Raw genomic sequence first — 22355 nt, 5'->3', positions numbered from 1 at the left:
GGGATCTGTCCCCGATGGGTTGGCTCCTTCGTGGTGCCGACTCGGTCAGAGGTTAGCCGCAACCTGCCGAGCCGCTTGGTTTCTCTTCGCAGACGACGCTCTTGCGTGGCTTCCGCCGCGATCTTGTTCTGCGTTCGGATGCCGAGCGCTCCTGCATTAGCGCTGTTGTTCTAGTCCTGCTTTCTATGACAATCAATCCATGGGTTTGCTCATAGGCACACGACGAGCCGTACCAACTGCCTGGGAAGAATTGTCCGCTACTGATTAACTGCGGTCGCAGATATGCCTTGCGCGATCTCATCGTCGAAGTGAACCATCTCGCCCGAGGCCATGTGCAGCGCGTCCGCGACATCGCCGAAGCGCGCCTCACCATAACGGAGGCCGGAACTTATTGAATCGGCGCCCGTTCGTAAGGACCGACATTAGGAGGATCTCAGTGGCAACCACATCCAAAGCCCGCAGCCAGGATCGTGCTCGCGTCGCAGGTGGTCAGGATCACGAGGTGAAGTACGAAGCCCGGAAGGAAGGCATTTCCAAGGAAGCGGTGAAGAAGACCGTGAAGAACGTAGGCAACAGTCGCAAGAAGGTCGAAGCCGAACTCGACCGGCACTAATCCGGGTTGGAGAGTTCAACCGTGAGGGTCCGCAGCCATAAAGTCAGCGGCGGAAACAGCCGCTGAAAGTCTGGCTCCGACGGATCATAACGCAGCGGCGGAAGGCGCCTGACTGCAGGAGTTGACGACCCCGCAGGAAGCGTTTCGGAGCAAGGCTATCGAAGCTGCGGGATACAGCGCCGTCGAGCAAAGCCAAAAGTATTGGGACGCCGGAGCGTTTCTTGCAAGGGGCGGAGCCGCATCGCATGAGGAAGGGGCTGGCGAGCGAACCCAACGAGCTCCAAAGTCGCGATACGCGACGGCGTCGGCTGACTTTACCTGCAGAACAGAATTCAGAGGCCCACAGACCGTGGGGCACCGCGTGCGGACGCCGGTCCCGACCGGTCCGTTCAATCGACTTCTAGAAGCTGCCATCCCGTTTTTGGGACCGGCCAGCATCGTCGATCTTCTCGTGCTCACTGCGCTGAATAGGAAGCGCGGTCGGTATTAAGCCATTCTCCCGTAACGCCAAAGGCGAGCGGCGGAGCGCCGATCAATCGCCCGAGTCGGGTCTCCAGTGTTTGAAACGATGCTCAGGGAAGCGGTCGACGTGAACCTCGCTTAAATCCTGCGGAGTATTCCATTGCCGACATGCCAGTCGATCAGATCCCGAAACAGGCTTAGCGAGTGCCACGTGCATCGTCGTCCCGATGTGGACTGTAGACTAGCTTCCTGCATAGGGCGATGCGATCCTGAGTTGCGTTCATGTGTCCTCTCCTTCGCGACGGAGAGACCCTAAGCTATGCCGACTAGGCGGCTGCTATGGTGCCGGAAACGTTGGCAAAGTCGGTTAATCGGCATAGTTTGCTGGTCAGTATAAACGTGCTTTTGCCGCGCGCGGCAAAATGCAGTTTGAAGCAGCGTCGCGATCGTCGCCCAAGTCCTGCCGCCGCCTTCCGAGCCGGGTTCATAATGCCGGATTTCCGACGTTTGAAGCAAGGGTCACCTATCCCTTCCATCCACTGGTTGACCAAACCGTCTTGGTAACCGGCAGCCATGAGCACGAAGGCGTTCACTATCTGCTCATTCTGGCACACGGTGGTTCATTTCAAATTCCGGCATGGATGTTTGATCCTGCGGCAAGTTCGATCGAGATCGTAGCTGCGCCGCGCCTTTCGGCAACCAAACTCGTTGAACTGCGCGCCAAGCTTTGTTGCCTGACTATTCCGTTGCGGTCGCTGCGGTCGCCGATTGCACATTCAATACTCCGGGAAAGGCGGCGCAGCGATATGTTTGTCGCGGCACGTTCGGCGCCATGGCGGTCGGCAACTGTATCGGGTTCGGCGGCATGCGGGTCGATCGGGCCGTGGCGCAGGAGGTGCTCGAGCGATTGCAACCTCCGGGAATCGAGGCGGCCTTGCGGGCAATGGAGGCGCACACGCAGCGTCATAGCGACAATCAACAGCAACTCGAGAACTTAATCAAGCAAGCACAATACGAGGCTGCCAGGGCGCGCCGCCAGTATGATGCTGTCGATCCGGGCAATCGGTTGGTCGCCGGCGAACTGGAGCGGCGCTGGAATGAGAAGCTGATCCTATTGCGTGATCTCGAGGTCCAGTTCGAGATGCTCTCGACCGACCGTAACACGCCTGCTTTATCGGCCGACGACCGTACAAGATTGATGATGCTCGGTAGCGATCTATAGTAAGGCATGGCACAGGTCCCGACGCGTCTATCGAGACACGCCAAAAGATCATTCGGCTGCTGATCAAAGAAATCATTGTCGATACCGTTGACGACACATTGGCGCTCGTCATTCATTGGCAGGGTGGCGATCACACCCGGATGACGGTGAAGAAAAACAAGATCGGCCAGACCCGCTGGGCAGTTAAGGCTGATGTTGTCGATCTCGTTCGCAACTTGGCGAGGCAGTTGCCCGATTTGTCGATCGCAGCGATCTTGAATCGATCCGGCAAGCGGACAGGGCATGGCGCCAGCTGGACGCGAAGCCACGTCTGCAGTCTTCGCAACATCCACGGCATCTCCGTCTATCGAGAAGGTGAACGGGCCGAACGCGGTGAGAGAACCCTCGACGAGGCCGCCGACATTCTAAAGGTGAGTCGAGCTACCGCCTACCGGATGGTCAGCAGCGGTGTCCTTCCCGCTCGCCAGTTATGCACCGGAGCGCCGTGGATCATCCAGCTTTCCGACCTTCAACACGAAACCGTGCGCCGCGAAGCCGATGCCAGGCGATCCCGGCGTCCGATATCTCAGGATCCGGTTCAAAATCCTCTTTTATAGACATCATCAGATGAGGAGTATGTCGCGCCCTCGTCACCTTCAGCAAACAGGCTATTTTTTCTTAACGCCTGGGGCTTGATTGCCCGCTCAACATGTGGAGTCCACTTCGACGCGGCCGTCTTTCAGGAAGCGCTCGAAGATATCGCGGCGCGATATGGAATAGCGGAGAGCTCCGCGAGTTTTGATTTTCCGGGTAACGCCCCTTAGCCACGAACAGGCACATGATCCTTGGCGCGATTTGAAGTCCACGTGAATTCCCTTGTCCCCAGCGCAACCGTCGACATTTCTCGCAAATGTCGGGCATCCGCCACTTTTGTCAGGTTTGTCGTGATTGGAACGTTTTGTTCGCCGGTCTCTCCGTCAAATACACATCAACCTGCCCTCAACCCGCCCATTGATAAAAGAAAATGATCTTCTTGGCGCGTCGGAGCAGTTGGCATGGTGTTTGCTGATCCCTGGTTACAAGCGGCAGAAAGCAGTCTGCATTATGCCGGTTCATGAAACGAACGGAACGGAGGCCACCTGACCGTTCGTCATCGGATCCGCGTTCTACCAAGCGGCCATGCATCCGCCGGCGGAAGGGTCAATCCCGATGTCACAGCTTGCAACCAACTCAAAGAGAAGGAAAATGCAATGACCAAGATTTCCGAAAGATCCTTTGAAACGATCGAAAACCCGGGGTCATCGTCGCTCAAGGTGCCAGATCAGTTCGGCGCATCTGTTGAAAAGGGGAACAAGAAGGTGACAGAGGCTTTTTTGAAATTTGCGTCCGGCGCTGAAGCGACACAGAAAATGCTGCCTCCGATCCTCGAAACGACAAGTCTATTCGGCAACGAATTGTGGTGGAAGACGATCGCTGCACTGCAGGCCGACGCCGAGGCCAGCTTCTCACATTTGCAAGCTTTGCTGGGCGCGAATTCGCCGTCGCAGATCCTCGAACAGCAGTCGACCTTTTTCCGCAAGCGGGTTGAGACAAGTTTGCAGCACGCCAAGGAAGTCCGGGTGCTCTCAAGCAGGGCGGTGGAGGAAATCTCAAAGCCGGTCAAGGATGCTTTTGACAAGGTGCTGACGGACCTCAAGGCGACGTAAAAGCGGACTCGCACTTAAATCGCCTGGACTGATCGGGGGCGGCCTACCTTATTCATGGACGGAAAAGATGGTGACGGGGACCATCAGGTCGGGAGAGAGCTGGAAAGTGTGTCCTGCGATCTCGATAGCTCCAGCTAACAAGCTCCTGAAAACGGATCGCGGGCGGCCGGCGTGACATATTGGACGGTTTGAACTGGCGAAGAACCCACCATCTTGGTATCTAACCGCGTAGGCGGCAGGGGGCAGGGGGCAGGGAAGTGGTAATGGATTCACGCAGGGACATAGCCGAGCGGGTCATCGCGCGTTGGAAGGCGCGAGGAATCCGGATCGATGAAGACCCGGGTTTCATGGAACTGGTCGCTCTTTGGACGGCAGGGTCGATTGCGTCCGGTGAAATGCGCCGCCGGTATTCGGCGCTCCAGCGCGAGCGGTCGCTGTCCAGGTCAAATCCACTTGATGTGTATCCCTGCGACGAAGGGGCGGAGGTCGATCATCGATCGATTGCGATTCCAGACGACGAACCAGATGAACGGGGAGGTCTCGGACTGCCGGCGCAAGGGTGACTCTTACAAAGGGCTCATCACGCACCATTTCCTGGCGAGCGCGAACTTCACGAAACAGCGGGTCGACAAGCGCTGCGTCGCGTTGTGCATATTCTCGGGAAGAGTCCGAAAAATCCTTGCCACGAGCCGCAATGGCTGGCGGCTCAGCAAGGTAGAAGGTGAGGAGCGGCCGGCGGTACTGAGTCGACATCTTTATCAACTGTGGGCGTGTCGGCTCAGGGCATCTTCAAGCATGGCAAGGCGGTCGCTGCCCGCTATACAGGGTGCATCGCTAATGCCGAGCTTGTCGGCACATCTTCAACGCTGAGTCCCTCAGTCTCGTGCGCCCAGCGTCCGACAAGTTATTGTCTTCCATGGGAGTCCGGCTTGCGCAAATTGCCCCCGATGAAGGTTGGTCCGCCCGGGTCTTCCGCATGGAAAACGCGCGTTGCCTCAAAAACGCCGGTGCGCCATGCATAGGTCGTATCGTCGATCATCTGCGGCAAGACCTCCTGGTTTGTCGGACGGCCATACCATTTGGTGACGATGCGGGCGACTTTGGCGACGAGCGCGGTACTCATGCGAAGGTTCGAGTGTGCATCGAACATCTCCGGCGCCAATAGCATCGAGACCTCGTTTGGGCGAAAGGTTATTCCTTTGCTGCAAAGCCTAGCTCAACGCGGCTGACATCTAAGATCGCCCGAAGGACGTCGATGCCGAATTTGAGGCTTTCCACCTCGACATCCAGCGAGATGCCCTCGGTGACTGTGCCTTTTGCGTTAGCGATTACCACCTCCTCCAGGTCTTCGAACCACTGAGGACTGTTCCCTTTGTGAAGCTTCGATAGTTCCGCAATCGCGACACTAAATGCCGATTGGACCGCGATTAGAGCGGCGCCGAGCTTTCGTTCGTCTACACCCGAGATGCAAACAATGGGGCTGTTTTTCTCATCCATGGGCTGTTCCTCTGCTGGCTCGCCACGAAAACTCTATTTCAACTAATAGGCGACAGAGTCGTCGATCGCCGACGAATGCAAATAGGCCCGTAGGCTGGAGTCTCGGGTAGTTAGATCAACGAATACGCGATGCTGGGGGTGGACCATGTGGAAATGGTGGATGCGCTTGAGGCCTGTTGAAATCTGGGTCCAGCTTCCGAACGTTCCAACCGGCGGCAATGCCTCTAGGCCGTACGCGTCGCACCTCCTGGTACGCGATAGCGGGTAATCCTTTGTACGAACTGGCTCGCATGCAAGGTCGCCCGAAGGACACAAGTGCCGAGCCTGGGCTTTCCGGCCATAGTCTTCAGTGAGACGTCTGTTGCTTCCACAACTCAACATATTCCGGCGAGCGGCATAAACCTGCAAACTCATTGTTTTTGATCCGCACGCGTCATACCTGGCCTGCACCCCACCGCCATGGCTTCGGCAAAAGGCCTTTTACTCAAAACGCAGGGACCTAGTTTGGCCCGTTTGTCAGGCAGCATCACAAAAAGATCTGCGGAAGGCTCGTCCCGCTTTGCGCGCTCAGGTGCGCCCGCAGTCGATCTGGCAGCGGATTGTTATTCAGGTACACTTTGCAATGAGGCGGAAGCTGCGACAGAATGTACGGCAGTGCAGTTCGCCCGTCGCCAAGTCCTCTCAGGTTGTTTCCACGAACGCTAAGCTCCTCCAGCCCCCTCGGCAGGTTAGGGGGCAGGTGGGTCAGTTCATTACTGTCGGTGCTGAGCCACTTTAGGGTGGCCGGGAGGTCCTCGGGTAGGCTAGTCAGTTCATTGTGAGGGACTTCGAGCCTCGTGAGCTTTGCAGGAAGGCGCTCGGGCAGGCGAATTATATTATTGAGTTCGGCGCGGAGATCCGTCAATTCGAGGGGGAGATTCTCCGGCAGGTGCGCGATTTCGTTGCGGGTGACATGAAGCTCCCTGAGCTCAGGCGGCAGGTTATCGGGCAAACTGGTCAGCCGGTTGTGGTTGACGTAGAGATACTTTAGTCCGGAAGGAAGCTCGTTCGGCAATCTGGTCAGCCGGTTGCCGTCGACGTAGAGCGTCTCGAGCATGTCCGGAAGAACCTCAGGCAGCGTGGTCAGCTGGTTGTCGCAGGCAGAGAGCTTTCGCAGACCGGGCGGGAGGTTGTTGGGCAGCCTGCCCAACCGGTTGTCATTGGCGTTGAGCCGCTGGAGGCCGGCCGGTAAGGTGGGGGGCAGTGCCGTTAGGGACAGCGATGTTAAGTTCAGGGGGGCACGAAAATTGCGGGTTTCCGTCCAGGCCTCGATCCGTGCCATTGCCTCGTGCCGGTCCTCGTCCTGCTCCTGCTGCCCGTCTTCCGCCCAGGCCAGTAAAATTTCTTTCAGTGCCGCTTCGCCGGACGAGGAGCCAGTCAAGCCTTCAACCCAGTTAAAGGTGTCTTCACCGCCTTGTTCGGAACTATTGCCAACACCCCCCTGCCTTCTGCCGTACATTGCGTCGTTCCTTAGGTCATTGCGTCACTGCTGATGTTACTTCCGTCGCGACCTTTCCTTCCAATACCAAATTCGTATCCCGTTATGCTTCGGGGGCATGGCCAGCGTCCTCCCTCGAGCTGGACAGCGCATGATTTTTATCGCGACGTTGAACAATCCCACCATTGACATGCTGCGCAAACTCGGCCTGACAGGCATGGCCAGCGCCTATCAGGAACTCGAAACGCAAATAGGAGCGAGACACCTTCGAGCATGGTGAAAGGCTTCGACTGCTGCTCGAGGCGGCCACGCTCCGCCAGAAGCGCTTCGAGGCGAGAGCCCGCCCTGCAAAGCAGCGCTGTAACGCCCAGATCGAGAACGCTGATTTTTGCGCCGCCCGCGCCCTGATCGCAATTTCGTGACGCCGAGTGATAAAGGTATTTCATCCACCAGTTTCAGCTTGGTGGAGACCTAAACCAGACGCATTTGGAGCCGCTTGCGGCCGATTTCGCGTGGCAACTCCATCTAACTGAGGCGCAAGTTCCCGGAACAAACGCTCACGCGCGATAACCTTTCCTCATTTTCGGGCAATCTCGCAGTGTCACGTTGATTTGGTAGGTCAGCTTACGACGCCGAAGCCGTTACGCTTTTTCTCTACGCCTGCAGGGCCCTGCCGACTTAAAGGCAACGACTTCCGGACAGCCGAGGCCCAGAACCAGTTCACCTTGACATCGTGTCACTCGGGCGTAACAGGCGGCAGCCCGAGTGTCGCAATAAGCTTCATTATCGACGGCGTGGGTGGACCCGGTGTCGGCGGCGGCATGGAGACGATGGACCCGAGCCGCGGAGGCGTTGCCATAACGCCAATCATCGTGCCGATAATGGCGATCCCATCGCCGCTGATTTCGATGGCCTGCGGGCCGGTTCTGCCCGATACTACAAGGCGGATCTTGTCGGGTGTTACCTCGACGCGGCTACCTAAGGCCGCTGCGGCAGGGGAGTCGGGCGCGGCGCCGCCCGAGGTCAGGAGGAAGTGTCTCTTGACGTCGATGCTGTAGATATTCCCGACCTCGACGGTATGATTCTTCTGGGCCTTCAAATAGACCTCCTCACGGCCCTGCTTGTCCTCAAAGCGCAGTTCATTGTAGGCATTAGCGGCGCCGCCATCGGTATGCGTCCGGAAGGTCGACCGCGTTTTGTCGGTCGGCAGGGTTTCAGGCGGCAGATTTGAGCCATTGTATACGACGCCGGTCACCAGGGGCGTGTCGGGATTGCCGTGGATGAAATCAACCACGACCTCATGGCCGATCCGTGGGACGACCAGGTTGCCAAAACCCTTACCAGCGAAGTTCTGGGCCACCCGAATCCAGCAGGAGCTGTTCTCGTTCTTTCCGCCTTCTCGGTCCCAGAAGAACTGAACCTTCACACGGCCGTACTTATCCGTCGCGATCGACTCGCCCTCGGGGCCCACGACGACGGCCGTCTGCGGTCCGTGAATCAACCGCGCCGGTGTGCGGCGCCTCGGTCGGTACTGGGTGGTCGCGGGGATAATCTCTACGTTGCTGTGATAGAGGAACCGCTCGCCCTTCCCCCCCACGGTGTCCGCAGTGAGATCGTCCCCCACCTCACCGATGACAGTGAAGTCCTGTCCGACTGCCAGAAAGCGATCGGTGGGTTTCGGGCGGGAACCGACCTGGCCGTAGTAGAAGGGATTTGCCGCCTTGAATAATGACCCGGTCGTTATCTGGCGCGCAGTGCTTTCGATCCGCGCGCGATAAGCGTTGCAGGCGAGTTCCTCGGCACGGATGGTGGCGTAGAAATCGCCATCGCTTTTTTTTGTATACTGGCCTGGATACTCGAAGACCTCCCGCATTGCCGTGCAGCCGCTGCTTGCCGACGAGGTCTCGCCCGTTCTGACCGCCACGCTCTCCCGCGGTCGGGTGATGGCGCTTCCCGTGAGCTTGCATGGCGGAATGCCGCCTGTCCTCACGGGAGGAACACGCGCGACAGACGTCAGTTCTGCCATCGGCTTCTCATGGTCATAGTCCCTGAGAACGACCTTGTTCGGCTGTAGCGATACGACCTCGTCCCAATGCAGGATGACATCTTCTTGGTAAAGACTTCGGGCAGGCCTGAGATTGTGGTGGGTCTCTACGATCTCAGGCGTGCAGGCCATGTGACTCGCGGCGTTGTCGACCAGCACCAGGTCATGTTGGTCCTCAGCATGTTCAAAATAGTAGTAGATGCCGTCCTGCTCCATGAGGCGGCTGACGAAGGCCAGATCCGTTTCATCGTACTGGACGCAATATGGGCGCTGTGGGAACCGTCGGGCGGTCTGATTCTTGAAATTGCCTTTATGTTCTCGAAAAATCGTGGTGATGATCTCGATGCTCGTCTTGTTCTGAAAGACCCGACTGTTAGAGCGATGCTCGAGCAATGAAATCCACGGCCGCACCTGCGCCACGTAGTTGAGGTGCTCGGTATCGTCGAGGCCGAGATATTGGAAGCGCGTAACAACACCGTTGAAGAAGCGGGTTTGCGAGTCCTTGAGCTTAAGGCCGATTGTCAGGTTTTGACCGGGGATCGTAGCAAAGTTCTGAACTGGATTGCGGCTGGCGAGCTTCACCTCGTAGAGGAAAGGTTCCCCCAGCCGCTCGGTGCCACTGAGCCGCCGGAGAGAGATTTCATTCAACTCGGACGCGGCCGAAGTGACCGCAACAAAACGATTGTGCCTTAAGAGACTCTCGATTCTTGACTCGACCATGGTGGTGTGTGTTCCGCAGATTTGATGAGAAGGCGCGGTTGCGCCCGATGGCGTGAGTAGGATGCTGCCGAAGCCATCGGCGAAGATGCCGAAAAGCGTTTATTTCGTGCATCGAAATCGCCGACCGTTGCTCAGCCAAGATGTCTTGCTGGCCCGCATCGTCAGAGCCAAGCGGGGGAGGGCGGGGTGAAGAAAGCGTGTGGGTCTCTTGGAACTCACCCACGCTAAATCCCACCCAAATCTCGCCATGCGGCCTTGTAACATCGATGAGTTGGCGGATTCCGGCGGTGCTAGCGACGACGTGTCTCCTGGAAGATTCAACCAGGCCCAGGGCGCAGCGCCCGAGCGGACAACCACGGTGGTCGAGTTTCGCCGCGATCGTCGGCTCGATAGGCCTCTCCGCTGCTGAAGCCTCAAGGGCGTCAAAATGGCGATAACGTTCCAAAGAGGCGTCACGGCGAATTTTGCAAAGGGCCTTGGCGGTCCCATTGCAGTTTGCGTTGAGCTTACTGAAGAGAGTCGAGCTTCCGATGCTTGTCATAACGGGCCTTCCAAGCCGCCGCCCGCCGTGCCGCCGCACTTGGTATCGAGGTTACGTGGGCCATTCACCCGTTCCAGATCGATCTCGCCAAGGAGATCTTCTCCCCGCCCGAAAAGAAGGTCGAGCGGGCCCGCCGCATCATGGATGTCCGTTTCAGGAGAGTGCCATGCGGCAGCCGGTGGGCCCCGGTCAGTCGGGGTAGTTGTCAAGTCATCGGCGTGCTGGCGCGTTTTCCGCTTGCCCATCCAACTGGACCATCCGAGTCTGCCGCAGCGACCCAACTGCACTTCCGGGACCTGCTCCTGACGGAGAACGAGGTTAATCTCCCAGTCAAGTTCATCTCCAAGGTAGTTGCAGATGATCTCCGCTATCGACTTAAGGCCGGGAGCTGCGGGCAGAAGCGATTCGTAATGAGCCAGGCTGAGGGGACCCACAATGAGTCGGAACCGATGGTGCCACACTCTGACCCTCGCACCTGCAATAGCGTTGCTGTTCAGCGTGCCCGTGGCCGGGTCGCGGCCCAGGAGGCAGAGCGATATGCGGGGCAGATCCACCCACTTTGGGACAAATTCACGGATATCAACCGGCGCCTCGACGAAGCTGGCGAGGATGGCAGCGAGCCCCTCGGCGTTGCGGGTGTGTGAGGCGAGACGGCCGGTGAAGTGGAGTTTGGCCAGATCAGGCATAGCATCCCGCGCGCGCAGGGAGGTCATCCCGAAGCCGGCTAGCGCGCCGAGCTGAAGGGCAAATCGATCTTCTTGTGGCCTGTCATAGCTCACGGTCGGTTCGCCCTCCGCCCATGCGCGGAAGAAGAACGAGGCCATTCGATGATGAAAGGTATCAGCAAATCGGATCAGCGTCTCATCCGCGGCGTTGTGCTGCCGGAGAAGGGCGTACTCCGTCAGATGCAATGGGAGGGGACCGTGGGGTCCAAACAAGCCGAAGGCGTAGGTGGAGATTACGGGGTCGTTCTCCTCGTGCGCAGTCACGCCCGCGATCGATCGAGTCGGAAATGCAAGGGAGGGCTGCTGGGCGATCCGCACGCGATCCAGGCTGGGACCGCTCGATTCTCCCAGCCGAGGCCGATCTGAGCAGATTGCATCGATCCGCCGCAGAGCCTGGAAGAAGTCGCAGGCATGCGGTTCGGCCCTGAGCGAGCTTAGGAAGTCGCCGAGTGCCCCCGAAATCAAAGGATCGCCCGGCGGCCGGCCATCGTCGGCCATCGCATTACCTCCCCGCGCTGTAGCGTCGAGACGACCATCTCGGTGAAGCTGTTGATGGATACGTATTTCGCGAAGAACTGGTTGAGCACGGAGGCGAGCGGAAAGATGCCAACGCCTTCGAAGGCCGCTTCGTCCAGGATGATACCAACCTCAATCCCACGTGCTACGGCGGCTTGTCCACCGCTGGACAATCGCCTGACCGCAGGCCTGGACCGAATCTCCCGGATCCCGTCGATCTGCCGTGAGGCGAAGGCATTGACTGGATCGACGTAGAGGCGGAGGAGTTCACGTAGCGCTTCTGCGCCCCGGTGGTCGTTCCTATCGGAATTGCTGATCGAGAGGTAGTTCAGTGAAAGATGGCTAATTAATCGCCAAGTGATATCGCCATTGGCGAAGGAGTGGCGCGGTCGGCTCGGGGGCGATACGCACCGGGTGGCGGTAACTGGAGCGCCGATTTCCAGGGTGAAGTCTGTCTCGTCCCGGCCGATCGGCAGCAGCAGCGCCAGATCCCGGTTCGAGCACAGGCAGTTTACAGACAAATGCCGGAGTTCCGCCGAATAGGGAGCCGCTTGGCGATCAACTAGAGAAACGAACGTTTCGCTGCCGATGTAGCCAGTCCGCGCGCCATTTAGACGCTGGTGCTCCGACATGAGGCGCTGCTCCCGGCGGATCGCGTAGTATCTGGAATGCTGCTCCTCCTGACCGTGCGCGCTGATGCTATAGAACGGGTAGAACCTCACGGGAGCCGCTTCGTTTTTCGCCCCGTCTCCGCTCATCTCGAGGATCGAGTGGACCTCAAAGTCGAGCGGCCTCATCCTGTCAACAATCACATGATGCTCGGTGTTCTTGTCGCTCACGTGGACGAGATCTGCCTGGCGTTCGAAGAGATTAATCGCGGGCGTTGCGAAGAGAACGATATTTTGGGGTCCGAGCTGTCGTTCCAGCCGTGGCTCGACACGTCTGAGTGCGAAGACGATCTCAAGGGTCTCGGCAGTTGACAGGGCTACTGCGTCTGCCAGCCCGCTAACCTCGACGAACAACGTCCGCTCCGCGAGGGCGAAATACTCCTGTAGGAGACGGTACCCGTCGAAAGAGCGTGGCACCTCGGGCAGGAGAGCACAGCTCGGCTCCAAACCGCGTTGCTGCAGCGCATGAACCGGAATCTTTTCCTGCCAAGGGATAGGCCGGCCGACCGGACGGGCTATGATATTGCATGCGTCACCGAGAAGCTGTTCGGCGAGTGCGGCGCCGATGCCACCGGGGCCTGTTAGGTGCAGTGTGAGAGCCTCTAGTCCGAGTTTATTGAACGGCATGCCATTGGTGGTGCGAAGGCGTAGTCGCAAAGCAGCCTTCGCATCTTGCCGGGCCGGAAGATCCAGTGCGGCGATCTGCCCCGGCGTCGAAAAATAATCGGCAGCGCTCACCACAATTGGCCAGAGATGCACATCATGGGCCGTGCGGAACTCGCAATGTGTGACGGCGCCCGGAGCAAGACGGCCCAAAAGCTTGGTTCCCCGCGGCACGAGGTATCCATTTTCAAGTCGTCCGGCATCCTGGTCGGGCTCGAAACGGACGATCGTCATCGAGGGGAGCGGCGGTAGAAAATGCGGATAGACCATCTCCAGGAGGTGCTGGGTGAATTCCGGAAAGCGAGACTGAAGCTTCAATTGCACCCGCGCCGCCATGAAAGCGAAGCCTTCCAGAAGCCGCTCGACGTAGGGGTCGGCGACCTCCGCTGATTCCATCCCGAGCCGGGCGGCGACCTTCGGGAATGCGCGGGCGAACTCGGCCCCCATCTCGCGCATATAAGCAAGTTCGTCGTTGTACAGTCGCAGGAGCCGGGGATCCATCAGCTTATCTCTGTACCGAGATGAACGCGGGCGGATTCGAGCTCGGAATCTACCTCCGTACGCATCACCATTCGCACCGGCAACGGCTGCGCCCACAGATCGGCTTCGATCCTAAAGCGAAAAGTGCCGCAACCCTGACCATCGTCCAGGACCGTGACCTTCAGGGTGTCCGGTAAGAGACGCGGCTCAAAGCGCTGAAGGCTCTCGATTATCGCTTCGCGCAATGCGCTCTTATCCATCCCTTCGCGAATTTGTCCGCTGAGAGGCCAGGCACCATAATTAAGTGCACTGGCCGCTACGTGAGGGTACGCTTGTAGATCTACGGTTGCACCCAATTGATTGGTGTTCAACAACCAGGAAACATCGCGTAGAATCACCTCTTCCAGTTGGCGAACAGAGAAGCTGCGCTTGTCCTGCGCTTCACACGAGCTGCGCGGCTCATCGTCCGTAAGCCGGTCCAGGAGGGATGGTTGCACGAGATCCCGCTTAACATCTCTGCCCATGTTACAATCTCCAGGTGCAATAGCGACGAGTCGATCCGTCGTTTTCGCGCGCAGCCCCGAATATTCCCGGGTTGCCGATGGCCCCATCAGCCGACGAGCCTATTGAAGTCGGTGCTGTTCGCGATTTGGTTCCAGATGCCCTCGCCGGCTTTGGTAAGAGCGCCTTTTTCATCCTGCCTGTAATAAATGACCTTGCAGGCGCCGAACCGGAATGTGATCGTCTCCTCGGGGGCCTCTTCCGCATAGGACCACTCGACCTTCTCGACTACCAGCATGTTGAAACTCCAGTGCAAGAACAGGTTCGATTCTGATGTAGCTTGTCCGCTCCCCGTCGCTTTGAAAAGTTTCAGTTCGACGCTATTGAAGTGGGCGCCGCGACCACAGGCAACGTACAGAGAGGGCGATGACGTATCCACCTGCTTCTTGATAGTGAAGACCTCGAATTCGGCCTTGCCCGCGCCCGCCCCGGCGGTATGAGGCCCAATGTTCAGCTTGTTTTCGAGTGAAAAGCTCCATTCGTCCGCTAGGGTGATACCGTCCTTTAGAATGATAGATTCGCCCTTGGGCAAAATGCCGTCCTTGGACGCTTGCGTGAATTTTATAACCGCGTCGAACGCCATGATGGACTTTCCTTTTCTCGTTGATCTGATTGGGCCTGGATTGCATCGGCCAGCCCGGGGCAGCTATTCCGGAGTTTTGGCGCCGAGAACGGAGCACAATCATCTGCGGGTTTTCTCAGTCCTTGCGGGCGGATGGCAGGCGCGAGACAAGTCTCAAAGAGATGGTTAGGCCTTCGAGCTGGTAGTGTGGCCGCATGTAAAATCTCGCAACGTAATATCCGGGATTATCTTCGACCTCTTCCACCTTGACCTCGGCTGAGGAGAGCGGCTGCTGTGCCTTACTCTCTTCGCTCCCAAGCTCGGGCGAGGGGTGGACATAGCCCTGAATCCATTGGTTGAGCCACTCCTCGACCTCGTGGCGCTCCTTGAACGTGCCAATCTTGTCCCGGACCATACACTTCAAATAATGTGCGAAGCGGCAGGTTGCGAAGATGTAGGGTAGCCGTGCACTGAGTTCGGCGTTCGCTGACGCGTCGGGGTCTTCGTATTTGACCGGCTTGTTAATAGTTTGAGCGCCAATAAATACGCCGAGGTCCGTGTTTTTGCGGTGCAACAGCGGTAGAAGACCGTTTTTGGACAGTTCGGCCTCACGGCGGTCGCTGATCGCGATCTCAGTGGGGCATTTTAGGTCGACGCCACCGTCGTCGCTGCGGAAGGTATGTACCGGCAGACCCTCGACCAGGCCGCCGGATTCGACGCCACGAATTCTGGAGAGCCAGCCATAGAGCTTGAACGAGCGCGTGATATTTACGCCCATGGCGTAGGCTGCGTTCGTCCAAAGGTATTTCTCGCTGTCGCCGCCGTCTGTGTCCTCCTCGAAGGCGAATTCATCGACCGGGTTGGTTTTGGCCCCGTAGGGCAGCCGGCCAAGGGTGCGTGGTAAGGTCAGGGCCACGTACCGAGAGTTCTCGCTCTCGCGGAACGCCCGCCAAGGGGCATGTTCGGGCGTGAGGAAGATTTTTGTGATGTCACGCGGGTTCGCAAGCTCACGCCAAGAATCCATCTGCAGCAGATGTGGTGAGACGGCAGATATAAGCGGTGAGTGGCTCGCCGCCGCGATCTGCGCCAGTCCCGAAAGCAACTCTACGTCCGGTGGGGTATGGTCGAAATAGTAGTCGGCAATCAGGCAGCCATAGGGTTCACCGCCGATTTGGCCGTATTCGTCTTCGTAAATTTTTTTGAATAGCGGACTCTGATCCCAGGTGACACCCTTATATTTCCGCAGAGTTCGGGACATCTCCACCTTTGAAACTGGGAGAACGCGAATCTTCAACGTTTCATCGGTTTCGGTGTTGATGGCAAGGTGATGCAAGCCCCGCCAAGCTGATTCCACGCGCTGGAAATTTTCGTGATGGAGGATCTCGTTGAGTTGTGCAGAAAGCTTCTGGTCGATCGAAGCAATCATTGCTTGGATAGTCGTGACGACATCGTCGCTGATTAGCGACGTGTTTTGAAGTGCCTGCTCGGCCAGTGTTCGGACGGCACTCTCCACCAAGTCACGGGAGTGGTCCGAGCGGATCTTGAACTCGAATCGAAGCATGCGGGTGAAATCGCCGAGATCAACGGTGGCGACCTGTACATCTGTGGCATCTGCAGGCATCATGATCAGTTCTCCTCTGTGTCTGGGGATGGCAATGGCGGAGCGGCAACCAATGCATCAGGCTTCTCAGTCTCGATGCCATTGCCGAGGGCGCTTAGCAGTGCCGAATCCGCGAGGAAGTGGGTGAGCAACTCTTCGGCACCGTTCTTACCGTCCATATAGGCCAGCAGATTGGAGAGCTCCGTTCGCGCCTCGAGCAGCCTGCTAAGGCTGTCGACCTTGCGCGCCACGGCCGCCGGCGAGAAATCTTCGAGCCGCTCGAACGTCAAGTCGACAGCGAGTTGGCCTTCTCCGGTCAATAGGTTCGGCACCCGCATCACCACCCTGGGCCTCAGCGATCTGAGCCGATCATCGAAATTGTCGATATCGATCTCCATCATCTTGCGCTCCGCGACAGGGGCAAGCGGCTCGGCAGCATTGCCGGCGAGGTCGGACATCACGCCGACCACGAAGGGAAGCTGAACCTTCTTCTGAGAGCCATAGGTCTCGACGTCGTATTCGATCTGTACGCGAGGCGGACGAACCCGCGCGATGAACTTTTGACTACTCGCCTTTGTCATGTGTTCCACTCTCCTGATAGGGAAGATTGCGCACGTCACGTGCCCTCGCCGACCGCCAGACCGGCAATCGAACGGTATTGGGCAACCCCTTCTGGCGCCAACTCTTTGATAAGAGCCATGAAGTCCTTCGAGACAAGTCGCTGCGCGCGCTCCAGGAGGGCTGGCAGCGGGCTCGCGGGCTCATTCACCTGGTACCAGTGGCAAATGCGGCCAAGAATTTCGACAACGTCATCGCGGTTGCGGATCACTTCGGGGTAAGAGGCCTTGCTAGAGTCTGGCAATGGAGATGCCGGGGCTGCAGGCTGGGCCCTTTTCCGATGGGCGTCGACCAGATCCTTGGCCTGGGTGAGTAGCACTATCAGAGGGTCGAATCGAACGGCCTCGTCACTCGCGACGTGCTGCCGAACACTCGCGTCTAGATGGGTGGCGGCTGCCAGGCTGGCGTGGAGACCAGTGCTGATCTGCTCGAGCTGCAGTGGATCGGTGTCGATGAAGGCGTGCTCGATGGTCGAACGATCAATTTCCGTAGATTGGGACCGTAGCGCACCAGCCCAATCGCGGAGCGTGAAAGTCCCGAATTGCCTGGAGGAGGTGAGTGGGACTTGGCGTATTTCTGCCAAGAGCCCGGAGAGATCGCAGAGGCTCGCTAGAGCGTTGAGGCGAACGGTCTGATCTTCGTCATCTTCTGGATCCGGTCGCGGATGTAGCTCTGACCAGTAGAGCTCGACATAGGCCGCGAGCAGCTCAAGCCCCCGACTTAGACCAGAGAAGCCGAACTGACTGAGGGCGGATCGTGTGAGCAAGATTCCGACTCTTAGATCCTTAGTGCGGGCAGAAAGGTCGAGGCCAAGCCGCCACACCTCTGTCCAATCGGGAGCCTCCTCGGTGGCGATGGAGTCGCCTATCTGCTGGTGCGGCTTGCCATGCGACGCTATCTCCAGCTCCAGGAAGCTCAAATCGTAATCGAGAGCATCCCCGCATGCGTTGCCGTCGCTGATCGGTTTTAATAGATGATCTGCATCGAGCATGACCCAAATCCCAGTTTTCCCGACATAAAAGATCGTCGCGCCTCTGTTTCTCAATGTTTAGCAATGAGCAGACGCGATTGCTCATGCACAATCGACATTCGTATATGTCGTGAATGCTTGGGGCGTGAATGCCGCCGCTTCGGATCTTGACGCAGCTATGTGCTGCTCAGGCGCGAGGGACACCTTGTGAACAACAAGAAGCTCTTCCGGGTCCATCGGGAGGAGAAGCTCACGATGCGCAAGCGCCGTGGCCGGAAACGAGCGAAAGGCAAGCGTTGGTGTTGATCCCGCTGGCTGCCAATGATCGTTGGCGCGGGTTCAGGCTTCTGATGGTCGTGAGGAAAGCCGGACTCTCGTCGCCGATACTTCGCTCTCCGGCCTGCGGTCGCCTGTGGACTGGATCGGGTTATCGAGGAGCGTGGCAAGCCAAGCACTCTGGCCTCGGCTAACTAACCCTGCAGAGTTCGCCCAGATCGGCAACCCGCGACGTGATGCAGTGCTGCGCAGCCGGAATGGTCTCCGCACCTAAACCCGCCGATGCCGCCGCAGATGCGCAACCCACCGCTGGAGCGAACCCCAAACTGGATAAACTTGACGGTACAAGCTCAGCCAGATTGAATTAACATCGTCGGGCAGTCGTTGCAAAGGGCAACCTGCGGAGTACCGTTGCAAACGTGAGCCTGAAGGCCTCCAACTACGAAGTCTTCGCGCGGCCGCCTCCGCGCCAGTTGCTGCATAAGGTGGATGGCGTCCTCGGCGATCGCTCTTGGGGGTGTCGGCGCCATCGCGCGTGCAGCGACCCGGCGTCAGTGGTAGAACGGCTCGAGCACTTCAACGGCATTATATCTCCTGCGCTCCGCCGGACCGCCGCACGAGGCATATAGGGCGACAATCTGGATGAGATCCGTATTGACCGCATGTAACGATGCTCCCCGAGATTCGCACGTTGCCTCATTCATTTTGCTCCCAGTTGGAGCGAAGGAGTGGGGTGCGGAGATGGCGGGGTTTCGCAGCGGCCGGCCTCCTTCGTGAGCGCCATTGCCGTTTTCGACGGAAGTCGAAGGTTAATAACCATCGTCGCGGTATTTACTTTTGACAATGGGTGTGATGCGGCTTTGCGTGATCTTCTAAAAAGAATCGAGTCCCGCCGCCAATCCCCCGTTCTATCGCGCACCTACCGCATCCCAACGTGACTGTCGACCCTGCTTCCATTAGTCGTGCAGGGCAACCACGCGGTCTCTCGTGCAGATCCCTGCGATTTCGAATTGACGGACACCGACCCCGTTTGACGGTCGTGGAGTGCACGCACTTAGTCACCCTAGCCGCCCGCGCACTGCAACCCCGCTGTAGCGATCCTTCTACCTCTATGCTAAAGAAAGTTTTGGAAAAACTTGCCTCGTCGCCATCGTTCGACGGCGGCCTTGGCGCCAATCTTGCGAGGAGCGGGCTGATGGTCGCAGCGGCATGCGAGCCGACATTCTGCGCTCCCGACCGTCGAAGACGAGGTCGCTCTCGGCGTGTTAGTCAGCCGGAATGCGCCGGCCGTCGTGCCCCTAAATATCGATCTCGAGCCAGGTATTGGCCTCCAGACTGAAGAAAAATTCGGCGCTCTCACATGCTCATGCAATCCCGTGGTGGACAACCAACGCACATGATGGTGCAGTTCCTAGGGAATGTGGTGATGAGTCATGAGCCGTCCTATATCACCTTGAACGCTGCCCTCCTGGCTATCCGTTTCTTCGAGGCACCCACGATTATGGCGGCATCGGCGGCGCTGAGATCGGGATGGGCCGCCTTCAGTGCGTCTGCCCACGCCCCCTTGCTCTGCCCCGGCAGCTGCGGTGTCTGCCTAGCGATTTCGTCCAGCCTCGCCTGGTCCTGGGCCGACACCGTCTGGAACGCCGTCCTCACGGCGATATCGCGCCTTACGGCACCCACGACTATGGCGGCATCGGCGGCGCTGAGATCGGGATGGGCCGCCTTCAGCGCGTCCGCCCACGCCCCCTTGCTCTGCCCCGGCAGCTGCGGTGTCGCCGCCTTGATCTCGTCCAGCCTCGCCTGATCCTGGGCCGACACCGTCCGGAACGCCGCCCTCCTGGCGATATCGTCCCTAAAGGTGCCCAGGATGGTGGCGGCATCGGCGGCGCTGAGATCGGGATGGGCCGCCTTCAGCGCATCGGCCCAGGCCGCATTGCTCCCCCCCTGCCGCGGTGTTGCCGCCGCGATTTCGTCCAGCCTCGCCTGGTCCTGGGCCGACACCGTCCGGAACGCCGCCCTTTTAGCAATATCCTGCTTTATGGCACCCACGATTACGGCGGCATCGGCGGCGCTGAGATCGGGATGGGCCGCCTTCAGCGCGTCCGCCCAGGCCGCATTGCTCTGCCCCGGCAGCTGCGGTGTCTGCCTAGCGAGTTCGTCCAGCCTCGCCTGGTCCTGGGCCGACACCGTCCGGAACGCCGCCCTCCTGGCGATTTCGTCCTTTGCGGCGCCCACGATGGTGGCGGCATCGGCGGCGCTGAGATCGGGATGGGCCGCCTTCAGCGCGTCCGCCCAGGCCGCATTGCTCCGCCCCTGCCGCGGTGTCACCGCCGCGATTTCGTCCAGCCTCGCCTGGTCCTGGGCCGACACCGTCCGGAACGCTGCCCTCACGGCGATATCGTCCTTTAAGGCGCCCACGATTGTGGCGGCATCGGCGGCGCTGAGATCGGGATGGGCCGCCTTCAGCGCGTCCGCCCACGCCCCCTTGCTCTGCCTCGACTGTCGCGGTGTTTGCCTGGCGATTTCGTCCAGCCTCGCCTGGTCCTGAGCCGACACCGTCCGGAACGCCGCCCTTTTTACAATATTATGCTTTACGGAACCCACAATTATGGCGGCATCGGCGGCGCTGAGATCGGGATGGGCCGCCTTCAGCGCGTCCGCCCACGCCCCCTTGCTCTGCCCCGGCAGCCGCGGTGTCTGCCTAGCGATTTCGTCCAGCCTCGCCTGATCCTGGGCCGACACCGTCTGAAAAGCCGCCCTCCTGGCGATAACCCGCTTTACGGCGCCCACGATGGCGGCGGCATCGGCGGCGCTGAGATCGGGATGGGCCGCCTTCAGTGCGTCCGCCCACGCCCCCTTGCTCTGCCCCTGTAGCTGCGGTGTCTGCCTGGCGATTTCGTCCAGCCTCGCGTGGTCCTGGGCCGACACCGTCTGGAACGCTGTCCTTTTAGCAATATCCTGCTTTACGGCATTCACGATTATGGCGGCATCGGCGGCGCTGAGATCGGGATGGGCCGCCTTCAGCGCGTCCGCCCACGCCCCCTTGCTCTGCCCCGGCAGCTGCGGTGTCGCCGCCTTGATCTCGTCAAGCCTCGCCCGGTCCTGGGCCGACACCGTTCGATACGCCGCCCTCCTGGCGATAACCCGCTTTACGACGCCCACGATTACGGCGGCATCGGCGGCGCTGAGATTGGGATGGGCCGCCTTCAGCGCGTCCGCCCACGCCCCCTTGCTCTGCCTCGACTGCCGCGGTGTCTGCCTGGCGATTTCGTCCAGCCTCGCCTGGTCCTGGGCCGACACCGTCCGGAACGCCGCTCGATTGACGAGATCGCCCGTTGAGGCCCCCACGATTATGCCGGCATTCGCGGCGCTGAGATCAGGCGCCAACGCCAGCGGCCTTTGAGCATATAACGTCTGCCTGCGGCTGGGCCTGGGATCTGCGTCCTTCTCAGTAGTCCGCCTCTTGCGCCCGCCACCGGTCGGATCGCTGGGCTCCGCGGGCACCTCGGACATGGCCGAATGCTCCTCTCTTCCACCCGGCACCTCGGTGGGCCCGGCAACCGCTGAGGCTTCTAAATTCCCAAGGCCATGCAGCCCCCCGCGCTGAGGGCCAGTCTCCAGCGGCTGGCCCTCGACGAGGTGAATAGTGCGATCGGCATTATTGTATTCATCTGTTGTCCTCGTGAGGTTGAACGCGGTCTCTGCCGGGACGACCGGAACTCTCGTCAGTTCCGTCATGTCAGCCATCATTTGCGGGGTTTGTTCTTCAGGGCTTTGAAGCTCGGTCGGCGGGCTTGGCTGGTCGACGCTTAGCCTTTCCACGTAACGCAATACCGAATTCTCTTGCCAGATGTCGTCCGAATTGAAGTTGTCGGCCACTTGATCGACACGCGCCACTGAAGACTGCGCTCTTTGATCCGCTGGGTGCCGGCCCTCATCCGGCCGCGAAGAGCCCTGCCCCTTAGTCCGAGGGTCCCTGTCAACCATGCTCACCCCCCTGGGATATGGCCTTCAGGAAACAAGGGGTCAGCTGTCGGGCACCGACTGCTGACGGAAGGTCAGAATTTATCAGGGGCTCAAGCGACTTAACCAGAGTGCAAGGGGCGCGACTGCGACCATCGACCGCTCCAGCTTGCCGAGCCTCGTTCGGACGCCGCTCAATCACCGTGGGTCCCGTTTTTTGCTGTTGTGGCATGGGGCGGCTCTGCGGAATCGAGCTCAGGTGACGGGAGGCCGGCAGATCCCGAAGACATGGCCAGGCCGTTGATAACTGGTAGCGTAAACGCATCATTGCAGCAGAACCTCAAAAACCACGGAGAAGAGCCCGCGATTCAAACTAGCGCAGTCCCGGTATTGGATTGCATGCACAGGTGATATGCTCGCATCCGGTTAGTGAGCGGCTATGGCGCAGCTCCTGCGTGAACCCATAACGACAGCGGCGATCCTTCGAGA

At 59.2% G+C, this 22355-nt stretch carries 16 protein-coding genes and 5 pseudogenes; 8 read left to right on the top strand and 13 right to left on the bottom strand.

The features are described from left to right. Nucleotides 1-436 precede the first annotated feature (436 nt). The 4 genes and pseudogenes from CO666_RS24810 (at nucleotide 437) to CO666_RS24780 (ending at nucleotide 2893) form a co-directional block, all read left to right on the top strand. Nucleotides 437-613 (top strand): DUF3606 domain-containing protein, encoded by a 177-nt coding sequence (locus CO666_RS24810; protein WP_004668584.1) that lies wholly within the window; start codon nucleotides 437-439, stop codon nucleotides 611-613. A gap of 884 nt (nucleotides 614-1497) precedes the next feature. After that, nucleotides 1498-1707 (top strand): annotated as a pseudogene (locus CO666_RS34645) (DUF5372 family protein); the annotation flags it as partial. A 98-nt stretch (nucleotides 1708-1805) separates the two neighbouring features. Next, on the top strand, nucleotides 1806-2297 hold the full coding sequence (locus CO666_RS24785; protein ID WP_225882825.1) for an ATP-binding protein: 492 nt from the start codon (nucleotides 1806-1808) through the stop codon (nucleotides 2295-2297). A 98-nt stretch (nucleotides 2298-2395) separates the two neighbouring features. Continuing rightward, entirely contained in the window at nucleotides 2396-2893 is a 498-nt protein-coding gene (locus CO666_RS24780; RefSeq protein WP_010005427.1) for a helix-turn-helix domain-containing protein, read from the top strand. A gap of 26 nt (nucleotides 2894-2919) precedes the next feature. Here CO666_RS24780 and CO666_RS33800 read toward each other — a convergent pair. After that, nucleotides 2920-3091 (bottom strand): annotated as a pseudogene (locus CO666_RS33800) (IS66 family transposase); the annotation flags it as partial. Nucleotides 3092-3526: 435 nt separating this feature from the next. On the opposite strand from CO666_RS33800, the gene CO666_RS24775 reads away from it, so the two are divergent. Beyond that, nucleotides 3527-3982, top strand: a complete 456-nt coding sequence (locus CO666_RS24775; RefSeq protein WP_010024976.1) for a phasin — start codon at nucleotides 3527-3529, stop codon at nucleotides 3980-3982. Nucleotides 3983-4245: 263 nt separating this feature from the next. Then, nucleotides 4246-4545 carry a hypothetical protein gene (locus tag CO666_RS24770; RefSeq protein ID WP_016737472.1) on the top strand — a complete coding sequence of 100 codons (300 nt, stop codon included), beginning with the start codon at nucleotides 4246-4248 and terminating at the stop codon, nucleotides 4543-4545. 341 nt (nucleotides 4546-4886) lie between these two features. Here the strand turns inward: CO666_RS24770 and CO666_RS24760 are convergent, their stop codons facing one another. The 4 genes from CO666_RS24760 to CO666_RS24745 all read right to left on the bottom strand — a co-directional run bounded on the left by CO666_RS24760 (nucleotide 4887) and on the right by CO666_RS24745 (nucleotide 9720). Continuing rightward, a complete protein-coding gene (locus CO666_RS24760) occupies nucleotides 4887-5105 on the bottom strand; it encodes a lysozyme family protein (RefSeq protein ID WP_037147006.1) in 219 nt (72 codons plus the stop codon). Nucleotides 5106-5173: 68 nt separating this feature from the next. Then, a complete protein-coding gene (locus tag CO666_RS24755) occupies nucleotides 5174-5479 on the bottom strand; it encodes a hypothetical protein (protein WP_004680432.1) in 306 nt (101 codons plus the stop codon). Between the two features lie 526 nt (nucleotides 5480-6005). Then, the gene (locus tag CO666_RS24750) at nucleotides 6006-6977 is read right to left on the bottom strand and encodes a leucine-rich repeat domain-containing protein (RefSeq protein ID WP_004680431.1); all 972 of its coding nucleotides are present in this window, start codon (nucleotides 6975-6977) and stop codon (nucleotides 6006-6008) included. Between the two features lie 715 nt (nucleotides 6978-7692). Next, a complete protein-coding gene (locus CO666_RS24745) occupies nucleotides 7693-9720 on the bottom strand; it encodes a type VI secretion system Vgr family protein (RefSeq protein WP_004680430.1) in 2028 nt (675 codons plus the stop codon). Nucleotides 9721-10269: 549 nt separating this feature from the next. Here CO666_RS24745 and CO666_RS35045 point away from each other — a divergent pair. After that, nucleotides 10270-10407, top strand: a pseudogene (locus CO666_RS35045) (CoA ester lyase); the annotation flags it as partial. A gap of 105 nt (nucleotides 10408-10512) precedes the next feature. Here CO666_RS35045 and tssG read toward each other — a convergent pair. The 7 genes and pseudogenes from tssG to tssA all read right to left on the bottom strand — a co-directional run. Continuing rightward, nucleotides 10513-11484 (bottom strand): annotated as a pseudogene (gene tssG / locus CO666_RS24740) (type VI secretion system baseplate subunit TssG); the annotation flags it as partial. After that, nucleotides 11448-13334 carry a type VI secretion system baseplate subunit TssF gene (gene tssF, locus CO666_RS24735; RefSeq protein WP_008536039.1) on the bottom strand — a complete coding sequence of 629 codons (1887 nt, stop codon included), beginning with the start codon at nucleotides 13332-13334 and terminating at the stop codon, nucleotides 11448-11450. The pseudogene tssG and the gene tssF, both read right to left, overlap by 37 nt. Beyond that, the gene (gene tssE, locus CO666_RS24730) at nucleotides 13334-13837 is read right to left on the bottom strand and encodes a type VI secretion system baseplate subunit TssE (RefSeq protein ID WP_004680427.1); all 504 of its coding nucleotides are present in this window, start codon (nucleotides 13835-13837) and stop codon (nucleotides 13334-13336) included. The genes tssF and tssE overlap by 1 nt, the downstream gene beginning before the upstream one ends. Nucleotides 13838-13923: 86 nt before the next feature. After that, nucleotides 13924-14457, bottom strand: a complete 534-nt coding sequence (locus CO666_RS24725; RefSeq protein WP_004680426.1) for an Hcp family type VI secretion system effector — start codon at nucleotides 14455-14457, stop codon at nucleotides 13924-13926. A gap of 115 nt (nucleotides 14458-14572) precedes the next feature. After that, complete coding sequence (tssC, locus tag CO666_RS24720) at nucleotides 14573-16060, bottom strand: type VI secretion system contractile sheath large subunit (RefSeq protein ID WP_004680425.1); 1488 nt, start codon at nucleotides 16058-16060, stop codon at nucleotides 14573-14575. 2 nt (nucleotides 16061-16062) lie between these two features. Next, nucleotides 16063-16617, bottom strand: a complete 555-nt coding sequence (tssB, locus tag CO666_RS24715) for a type VI secretion system contractile sheath small subunit (RefSeq protein ID WP_016737476.1) — start codon at nucleotides 16615-16617, stop codon at nucleotides 16063-16065. Between the two features lie 35 nt (nucleotides 16618-16652). Continuing rightward, on the bottom strand, nucleotides 16653-17645 hold the full coding sequence (gene tssA, locus CO666_RS24710; RefSeq protein WP_004680423.1) for a type VI secretion system protein TssA: 993 nt from the start codon (nucleotides 17643-17645) through the stop codon (nucleotides 16653-16655). Nucleotides 17646-17738: 93 nt separating this feature from the next. Between tssA and CO666_RS24705 the strand changes: the two are divergent. Continuing rightward, nucleotides 17739-18095 (top strand): annotated as a pseudogene (locus CO666_RS24705) (IS3 family transposase); the annotation flags it as partial. Between the two features lie 1248 nt (nucleotides 18096-19343). Here the strand turns inward: CO666_RS24705 and CO666_RS24690 are convergent. Beyond that, nucleotides 19344-21251: a hypothetical protein gene (locus tag CO666_RS24690; protein WP_245436852.1), complete on the bottom strand. Its 1908-nt coding sequence runs from the start codon at nucleotides 21249-21251 to the stop codon at nucleotides 19344-19346. Between the last annotated feature and the right edge of the window lie 1104 nt (nucleotides 21252-22355).

Source organism: Rhizobium chutanense, from assembly GCF_002531935.1.
In the GTDB taxonomy this organism is placed as follows: Bacteria; Pseudomonadota; Alphaproteobacteria; order Rhizobiales; family Rhizobiaceae; genus Rhizobium; species Rhizobium chutanense.
This window is presented reverse-complemented; position numbering and strand designations above follow the sequence as displayed.